Origin of the sequence: Bradyrhizobium sp. 31Argb, assembly GCF_043638955.1 — a bacterium.
Lineage (GTDB): Bacteria > Pseudomonadota > Alphaproteobacteria > Rhizobiales > Xanthobacteraceae > Bradyrhizobium.
The window spans coordinates 23,146-31,524 of the sequence record NZ_JBEGDB010000071.1; the positions used below are offsets into that span (position 1 = coordinate 23,146).

An 8,379-nucleotide genomic window follows, 5' to 3' on the forward strand; every position below is an offset into this window, starting at 1 on the left:
CCCGGACGGATGTTTGCCGCATGTGAGGCTCATGGAGGTTGTGATGTCTCGTTGCGGCAGGATTTTGCTCGCGCTCGCGCTGTTCCTGACGGCTCCCGTCGCCGCCTTTGCGCAGGCGACCAACCCTCCGCCTGCTCAGGGCGATCAACCGCAGGGGACGCCACAGGCCGCGCCGAGCGAACAATTGTTGAAGCCTGAACAGCTCGAGGCGCTGGTCGCGCCGATTGCACTTTATCCTGATGATCTCCTGGCGAACGTGCTCGCGGCGTCGACCTATCCGCTGGAGATCGTGCAGGCCGACCGTTGGGTGGCCTCGCACAAGGACCTGAAGGGCGATGCACTGAAGAACGCGGTCGACAAGCAATCCTGGGACGACAGCGTGAAAGCGCTGGTCAGCACGGCAGCAGTTCTCTCGATGATGAGCGACAAGATCGACTGGACCAAGAATCTCGGCGATGCCGTCCTCGCACAGCAGCCTGACGTCATGGACGCGGTCCAGCGGCTGCGCGCCAAAGCCCAGGCCAACAACAAGCTGGTGACGACGAAGCAGCAGAAGGTCAGCGTGCAGACTCAGGACAACAAGCAGGTGATCGTCATCGAGTCGGCTGATCCCAATGCGATGTACGTTCCCTATTACGACCCGGCCACCGTCTACGGAACTTGGCCGTACGCGGACTATCCGCCCTATTATTTCGGCTACCCGTCCTATATCGGCGCGGGCGTGATCGCAGCGGGCCTTGCCTTCGGTACCGCCTGGGCGATCGGCCGCTGGGGCAATTATTGGGGCGGCGGATTCAATTGGGGCAATCGCAACCTCTACGTCAACCACTACAACAGGGTCACCAACGTCGGAAACAATTGGCAGCACAACCCGGCGCATCGGCAAGGCGTGCGATACAGCAATGCCAATGTTCAGCAGCGTTTCGGCAACAACAATCTGAAGGCGGGAAGTGCGAACCGGATGGATTTCCGCGGCCGCGGCGGCGAGCAGGTGCTGCGTCCAGGACAGGATCGCCCGGGCGGCGGCGATCGCGGTGGCGACCGTGCAGGAGATCGCGGTCGCGACGGCGCCGCCTCTCGCGACCGTCCCGGCGGTGATCGGGCCAATCGGCCGGCTGCAGCCGATCGCGCCAAAGCAGGGGGCGCTCGTGCGGGGGCAGGTGAGCGCGGTCGCAATGCGGCGCGTGGCGGCGGCGGCCGCGACACCGCCTTCAAGAATGTGTCGTCCGGCAGGGCTGCCAATCTGCAGGCCGCTCGAGGCCAGGCAAGCTTTGCAGGGCGGGCCGGAGGCTCGGTCGCCCTCGCCGGCCGCGGGGGCGGTGGTTTCCAGGGCGCCGGCATTCGCGGCGGCGGTGGAGGCTTCCGTGGCGGAGGCGGCGGGGGCTTCCGTGGTGGCGGCGGACGGCGGTCGGACATCGCACTGAAGCACGATATCGTTCTGCTTGGTCGTCTCGCCAACGGTCTCGGCTACTACCGCTTCAGCTATCTCGGCAGCAGCAAGCCCTATGTCGGTGTGATGGCGCAGGAAGTGCTGGGCGTCATGCCGGACGCCGTCACGCGCGGCAGCGACGGCTACCTCAGGGTCTACTACGACGGGCTCGGATTGAAGTTCCGGACCTACAGCGAATGGCTTGCCGCCGGAGCAAGGATTCCCACAGCATCGGAGCCATCACCATGATCGTCGTTCCGTCGCTCCGATTGGCTCGACCCGCGGCTGCCGTCGCCGCCCTCATGATGTTGGCGCTCCCGATCACATCGGCTCACGCGCAACAGGCCTATCCTTCGCCGGAGGACGCCGCGGCCGCGCTGGCTGCCGCGGTCAAGACCGGCGAGAAGAGAGCCGTGCTGAAGGTTCTGGGCAAGGACGCCGAGGACATCATCGCGTCAGGCGATGATGTCGCCGATGCCGAGACGCGCGAACGTTTCCTGTCCGCGTATGAAGCCAAGCACTCGGTCAAGGCGGAAGGAAACAAGAAGGCAACGCTCATCCTGGGCGCGGATGACTTCCCGTTCCCGATTCCTCTGGTCAACAACAGGGATGGCTGGGAGTTTGACTCCGCGGCGGGTCGCCTCGAGATCCTGTATCGCCGCATCGGACGCAACGAACTCGATGCCATTCAAACCGCTCTCGCCTTTGTCGATGCCGAGAACGAATATGCGGACAAGGATCGTACCGGGGACGGCGCCGGTGTCTATGCTCAACGGATTGTCAGCACTCCGGGCAAGAAGGATGGCCTGTTCTGGCGCGACGATCGCGACCAAAGTCCCCTTGGCGAGCTCGCGGCGCAGGCGGCAACGGAAGGCTATAAGGCCGGCGCGGAGGGCAGCGCGCCCTACCACGGCTACTACTTCCGAATCCTGAAGGGGCAGGGGCCGAATGCGCCCGGCGGGGCCGTGAACTACGTCGTCAAGGGCAAGATGATCGGCGGCTTCGGGCTGATCGCCTATCCCGCGGAGTATGGCAATTCGGGCGTCATGACCCTCATGGTCAACCACGCGGGCACCGTCTATCAGAAGGATCTCGGTGAACGCACGGCGGTCATCGCCAAGCGCACTTATCTGTTCGATCCGGACCAGACGTGGAAGAAGGTGGACGCGACGAATCCTTGAAAAGGCGGAAGCATTGCGATGGCGCCATTTGCAATTCGTCTTGCGGTGATCGCATTGTTCGCGTTTGCATTTCCTGTGACGCCATCGCAAGCGCAAGCGCCGGGCTATGTCCGGGTCAATTTCGCGAAAGCGGGCCTGGTGGTCGGCGCCGGCGGCGGCACCGGCGTCCTGACATATCGCGGCCGCAACTATCCGTTCCGGGTCTCGGGCCTCAGCCTCGGCGTTACCGCCGGCGCGTCCGTTAGCCGTCTGGAAGGTTGGGCCTCAGGGATAGCTGACGTGAGCGATTTTGCCGGCACCTATAGCGCGGTCGGTGCCGGCGGCGCCTTGGTTGGCGGCGCAGGCGGCGTCAACTTGAGAAATGAAAACGGCGTCGTGCTCATCCTGAAAGGGCCGAAAGCGGGGATGGAGTTCGCCGCCAACCTCAGCGGTATCAGGATTTCGCTGAAGTGAGTTGAGTATCGGGCAAGAGCAAAAGTCATCCGCTCAAGCTGAGCTTCTGCGCTTGTGACAATGAGCGGGCATTCGTGTCGGAGCTGGCGCCCGAAGCGACCTACGCGAACGAGACGGAGCTACAGTTTCGATCTGGCGCGCATCGCGCTGCAAAGTAACGCGCCATTCAGAGCAGAATAGCGAACTCTTATGTGAAATTAATGCATAATTTTTCGTCGTCTCAAAATGGAATAGATCCTCTTCCGCGGAAACTCCAGATTTGCACGTTGCTGCCGATGCCGCCGAGTTCGGCGCCAAGAGCAACGGTGGCTTCGTTGCCGAGGCGCACCGCCAGCCCTCCCGTTGCACGCGCGGACCAGCCATCGAGCAGCGGGACCGAAGCGAGCGGCACGGCCCCGGCCAACGCCAACGCAGCGGCATCATCGCCGGTGAAGTAGTAATCCGCGTAAAGGCCCGCATAGGGCGCGAGCGCCACGGTCGCGCTGGCGACCCATGGATAGCTGACCTTGAGACCGGCCGAGGCACGGCCGGTGAAGAAATTGCGATCCGCCTGCGGCGTGCCGAGCGAGTCGGTGTAGGCGTTCTCATTTTCCCAGAGCGCGTAGACCTTGGCCGAAGGCTCGATGTTTAAACCATAAGCTTTGGTGTCGCCGGTCAGACCACCCGACACCAGCCAGCGATGTCCACTGAAGTTGCCAGTAGCGGTGCCTGCGGTGCCGTCATAGCCGATCCCGGAATACGCCGCGGCTGCGTCGAAGCGCAGTCCCGGCGCGAACCTCCAGCCGAGATATGAACCGAGTGTCCAGCCATCGCCCTTGAGATGGCCACTCAAAGCATCGGACCGGTAGTCGAAGGTCTCGTAGCCGCCGAGCGCACCGACCAGAAAGTTCGGTGTGACCCTGCGCGTAAGGCCCAACAGCGCATTGATCTGGCTGCCGTACAGAATCGGTGTCGATGTCGACGACCCCCAGCGATCGATGCCGCTGCCTCTGACATCCGCCCACAACAGCCAGTCCTTCGGCTCGACGTAGCGAAACGCGGGCGCCTTGGCGGGCATCGCATTGCGATCGATTGCCGCGAACGCGTTGTCGACCCGGGATGCGCCCTGCGGCAATTGCGACTGCGCATAGCTGTTGGCGCCACCCGACAGGCCGCCGCCGTTGCGCCCGTACAATCCATTCCATCGATCCGACACGTCGGCGCCTGCGGTTGCGGCCTGCGGCTGATCGGGATCGGCGGAGAAGTTGAAACGAATGCCGCCTCCGCTCGGCGAGACCATGTTGCCACCATCGCTGAAGCCCTCGGAGATCGCGGTGTCGATCGCGCCTGCAATGGCTGCGCCCGAGTTTTGCGCCACGGTCTTGGTTGCGATGATCTGCAAGGCCCGCAGCTTCAGACTGTCCTGTGGCGTGTTCACCGCCTGCAGCAGCGCTGCCGACGTGCTGGCCTTGAACGTGCCATTGCCGGCATAGGTTGCGGTGATGGTATGGGTGCCAGCCGTCAGCGCCGAGGTCGTCAGGCTGGCAACCCCGCCGGCCAAGGTGGCGCTGCCGATCGCAGCGCCGCCATCGTCGAATCTCACCGTGCCGGTCGGCGTATCGCCCCCGCTTGTCACTGTTGCCGTGAACGTCACCGCCTGTCCCGGCGTGCTGGGATTGGCAGATGAGACGAGGACTGTCGACGTCGTCCCCTGGTTCACGGCCTGGCTCAGCACTGATGATGTGCTGGACGAGTTGTTGGTATCGCCGCCGTAGACTGCCGTGATCGCATGGGTTCCGGATGTCAGCGCCGATGTGGTCAACGTCGCCAGTCCGCCACTGAGGGGGCCGGTGCCCAGCGTCGTCGTACCGTCCATGAATGTGACCGTGCCGGTGGGCGTGCCGCTCGTGCCAGTCACGGTTGCGGTGAAGGTGACAGCCTGTCCCGGCGTGCTTGGATTGACGGACGCAACGAGGACTGTCGCCGTCGCCGCCTGGTTGACAGCCTGGTTCAGCACCGATGACGTATTGGACGTGTTGTTGGTATCGCCGCCATAGACTGCCGTGATCGCATGCGTTCCGGACGTCAGCGCCGATGTGGTGAACGTTGCCAGTCCGCCACTGAGGGTGCCGGTGCCCAGCGTCGTCGTGCCGTCCTGGAACGTCACCGTGCCAGTGGGCGATGAGCCCGATACTGTCGCGGTGAAGGTGACGGCCTGTCCCGGAAGACTCGGGCTGGGTGACGCAACCAACGTAATACTGCTGGTCGCCCTGGCGATGATGATGTCCTGGGTCACCTGGCTCGCGGCCGCGACGGTGGTTCCATTGCCGGCCTGATCGGCGGCCACCGTGCACGTGCCTGCGCTGATCATGGTCACGATACCGCCGAAAACCGTGCAGACGCCCGGGGTCAGCGAGGAATAGGTTACCGCCAGGCCGCTGCTTGCCGAGGCCAGCGGACTGACCACAAACGTGCCGCCGCTGACAAAGGTCCGTCCCGTCTGGGCGCCGAAGGTGATGGTCTGGCTGATCGGTCCGACTGTATAGTTATTTGAAACGGCGGTGCCGATGCCGGCTTCCAAGCCGTTCGTCACCCCGGATAAGTTCACAACGACCTGATTGGTTGCGGCCGGCGCACCCGAATTTGCAGTGAGGTCGACGGTGTAGGTGATGTTGTCCGAGGTTGCGAGATTGGACGCGGTCGCATTGGTGAGCGTCAAGTCAAGGAGAGTAAAGCCGGTCACGGCTTCAGAGAACAAGATTGTCACCTTCGCCGACCCACCATACGCTAGTCGATCCGGGTCAACAGTGATGGTCGCTGTCGGTGGCGCCGCATGGGCTGACGTCGAAACGGCAAAAAATGCGAAAACAATCAGTGCGGCCAGCTTGATGCTGCCGACAATGCGACCAATCCCAGACACCTAGCCCCCAGCACGTCTCTTTGCGATGTATTTCCCAGCCAGTCGTCGTTGATCGCACACGTATCGGGACGTGTCGAGCGCAATAAATGCGCGCCGATCTAAGCGACGTCCGACGTATCTCGCAGGACAATCGATGGTGATCCGAATAACCACAGAGTTAAGTTGATTTTGATTCTTGAAAAAGCGGATTGACGAGTTGGCTGCAGCAGCGTGCAACGCCATGTCCTTGCCGACCAGAGATGGGTGACAATTCACTCCGGAGATATGGGTTACGCAGTGGGGCCTTTTGCGAGGAGAGCAAAGTGCCCTGGCAGGAGTGTAACCAGATGGATGAACGGCTGAAGTTCACCGCCGGGCTGCTTGACGGAGAACGGAGAAGAAGCAGGGGCGCTCGACTTTCTGGTCACCGCTTGCGGACGACCCGGCCAGCACCGCAAAAATGGCGCACCCGACACGATTCGAACGTGTGACCTTTGCCTTCGGAGGGCAACGCTCTATCCAGCTGAGCTACGGGTGCTTGGCAGTTCATTTAGCCGATTGGTCTGCTGTCGGCAACGGCCTTGAGGTGATTGTTCGGCCGGGCACAGGCGATAAACTGGGCGTAGAAACTGTGTACAAACGCCGTCTGCCCAGGGAGATTCGTCATGCGTCCGCTCGAATTTGGCTGGTATTTGCCGACACATGGCGACACCACGGCCTATGGGCTGATGGAAGCCCAGGTGGCGGGCTCGCCGGAACTCTGCGAGCGGGTGGTGCAGGCCGCCGAAGCGGCGGGCTTTGAATATTTGCTGATCCCGGTCGGCTCGGTGTGCTGGGAGGCCTGGATCACGGGCGCCTTCATGGCGGCGCGGTCGTCGAAGATCAAGCCGCTGATCGCGGCGCGTCCCGGCTATATCAATCCGGTGCTGCTAGCCAAGATGATCTCGACCTTCGACCAGATGTCGGGCGGGCGCATCTGTATCAACCTGATCGCGGGCCAGAACGAGAGCGAGGTCCAAGCCGAAGGCGCTCGTTATGCCAAGGAAGAGCGTTACGCGCTGATGGACGAGGAGGTCTCGATCCTGAAGGCGCTGTGGACCACGCGCGGGCCGGTGCATTTCAATGGCAGGTTCCACACGCTATCGGGTGCGCACATCCGGCCGCGGCCGCTGCAGCAGCCGTTTCCGAAATTCTATCTCGGCGGCGGCTCGCGGCAGGCGTGGGAATTATCGGCGAAACATTCCGATGTGCACCTGTTCTGGGGCGACCTGCCGGAACGCATCGCGCAGAACATCGCCGAGATCAGGGCGCTGGCGCGCAACCACGGCCGCGAGCAGGAGATCGGCTTCGGCATGCGGTTGCAGGTGATCTGCCGCGAGAACGAAGCGGATGCGTGGGTGGCGGCCGACCACCTCGTGCGTCACGCCAGCGAACGGCAGAAACAGGAGATGAAGACGCTCTACAACAATTCAGTCGCCAATCAACGGGTGCAGCAGCTTGCGCGCGAGCATGGCGATCTCCTGTTGCCGCATCTGTGGACCGGCATCACCAAGGTCCGGCCCGGCGCCGGCATTGCCGTGGTCGGCAATCCCGTCCAATGCGCCGACATGCTGCAGCGATTCATCGATGCCGGCTGCCATTCCTTCTGCCTGTCAGGCTATCTGCATGACGAAGAGGCCGAGCGTTTCGGGAGGCTGATCCGTCCGATCCTTGCGGCGAACAATCGCGGCCGCCTGATGGCGTAGCTCAGGCCGGCACGATCGTCTTGCCGATCGGCCACAGCGCGATGCCGGCAAGCTTGAGATGCGCCCAGGCGAAGGGCAGGCCGATGATGGTGACCGCCCAGATGATCGCCGTGAGCAGGTGACCGAGCGCAAGCCACCAGCCCGCGAGCACGAACCAGATCACATTGCCGATCAGCCCGAACGCGCCGGTCCCGACGTCGCTCGCGCCGGTGATTTCGTCGCGGCGCACCGCCCGCGAGCCGAACGGCAGCAGGGTATAGACGGCGATGTTGAAAGCCGCGCGCGCCCAGGGCAGGCCGATGATCGTGATCGCCATGATAATTGCGGCGACAAGCCAGCCAAACGCCATCCACGCGCCGCCGATCAGGATCCAGAGCACATTGAGGAGGATGGAAAGAGGAGACATGGGTTCACTCGTCATTGCCGCATGGCCAGATTGCCTCGTGGCCGGCCTCGCCCCCCATATTTGTACGCCATCGTCGTCGCGCAAGATAGCCGCCCGATCGGCGGTCGCGCTGGCTTAGAGCGTTTTCGAGCGAAGTGGACACCGGTTCGCGTGAAGAAAACGCGTCAAAATAAGAATCTAGAGCTTCGGTCTGTTTCCATCAGGACCGAAGCTCTAGGCCGTGTGGACAGTTACCTTATCCAGAGCAGAGTGGCGGCAATGGCGACGACGGCGAAGTAGTTTCGCGC

6 protein-coding genes and 1 tRNA gene are annotated in these 8,379 nt (G+C 62.9%); 4 read left to right on the forward strand and 3 right to left on the reverse strand.

Features of this window, described 5'->3' with window-relative positions; all coding sequences use genetic code 11:
- Nucleotides 1-43 precede the first annotated feature (43 nt).
- Genes AAFX91_RS16315 through AAFX91_RS16325 form a run of 3 tightly spaced genes read left to right on the forward strand, consistent with a single transcriptional unit; the run spans nt 44 to nt 3,063 of the window.
- Nucleotides 44-1,678 (forward strand): DUF3300 domain-containing protein, encoded by a 1,635-nt coding sequence (locus AAFX91_RS16315; RefSeq protein ID WP_394567132.1) that lies wholly within the window; start codon nt 44-46, stop codon nt 1,676-1,678.
- A complete protein-coding gene (locus AAFX91_RS16320; protein WP_394567133.1) occupies nt 1,675-2,610 on the forward strand; it encodes a DUF2950 domain-containing protein in 936 nt (311 codons plus the stop codon). The genes AAFX91_RS16315 and AAFX91_RS16320 overlap by 4 nt, the downstream gene beginning before the upstream one ends.
- An 18-nt stretch (nt 2,611-2,628) precedes the next feature.
- Nucleotides 2,629-3,063, forward strand: a complete 435-nt coding sequence (locus tag AAFX91_RS16325; RefSeq protein ID WP_394567134.1) for a hypothetical protein — start codon at nt 2,629-2,631, stop codon at nt 3,061-3,063.
- 220 nt (nt 3,064-3,283) lie between these two features.
- Here AAFX91_RS16325 and AAFX91_RS16330 read toward each other — a convergent pair whose 3' ends face one another.
- Together AAFX91_RS16330 and AAFX91_RS16335 are read right to left on the reverse strand one after the other, a co-directional pair.
- Entirely contained in the window at nt 3,284-5,962 is a 2,679-nt protein-coding gene (locus AAFX91_RS16330; protein ID WP_394567135.1) for an Ig-like domain repeat protein, read from the reverse strand.
- Between the two features lie 440 nt (nt 5,963-6,402).
- Nucleotides 6,403-6,479, reverse strand: a tRNA-Arg gene (locus tag AAFX91_RS16335).
- A 127-nt stretch (nt 6,480-6,606) separates the two neighbouring features.
- Here AAFX91_RS16335 and AAFX91_RS16340 point away from each other — a divergent pair.
- Nucleotides 6,607-7,686, forward strand: coding sequence for an LLM class flavin-dependent oxidoreductase (locus AAFX91_RS16340; RefSeq protein WP_394567136.1), 1,080 nt, complete (start codon nt 6,607-6,609; stop codon nt 7,684-7,686).
- Between the two features lies 1 nt (nt 7,687).
- On the opposite strand, the gene AAFX91_RS16345 is transcribed toward AAFX91_RS16340, so the two are convergent.
- Nucleotides 7,688-8,092: a YccF domain-containing protein gene (locus tag AAFX91_RS16345; RefSeq protein ID WP_130580894.1), complete on the reverse strand. Its 405-nt coding sequence runs from the start codon at nt 8,090-8,092 to the stop codon at nt 7,688-7,690.
- Nucleotides 8,093-8,379: the final 287 nt, after the last annotated feature.

Excerpts from the sequence above, each read along its gene's own strand:
- AAFX91_RS16325 (WP_394567134.1), top strand. The coding sequence starts at position 2,629 with ATGGCGCCATTTGCAATTCGTCTTGCGGTGATCGCATTGTTCGCGTTT.
- AAFX91_RS16320 (WP_394567133.1), top strand. The coding sequence starts at position 1,675 with ATGATCGTCGTTCCGTCGCTCCGATTGGCTCGACCCGCGGCTGCCGTC.
- AAFX91_RS16345 (WP_130580894.1), bottom strand. The coding sequence starts at position 8,092 with ATGTCTCCTCTTTCCATCCTCCTCAATGTGCTCTGGATCCTGATCGGC.
- AAFX91_RS16340 (WP_394567136.1), top strand. The coding sequence starts at position 6,607 with ATGCGTCCGCTCGAATTTGGCTGGTATTTGCCGACACATGGCGACACC.
- AAFX91_RS16315 (WP_394567132.1), top strand. The coding sequence starts at position 44 with ATGTCTCGTTGCGGCAGGATTTTGCTCGCGCTCGCGCTGTTCCTGACG.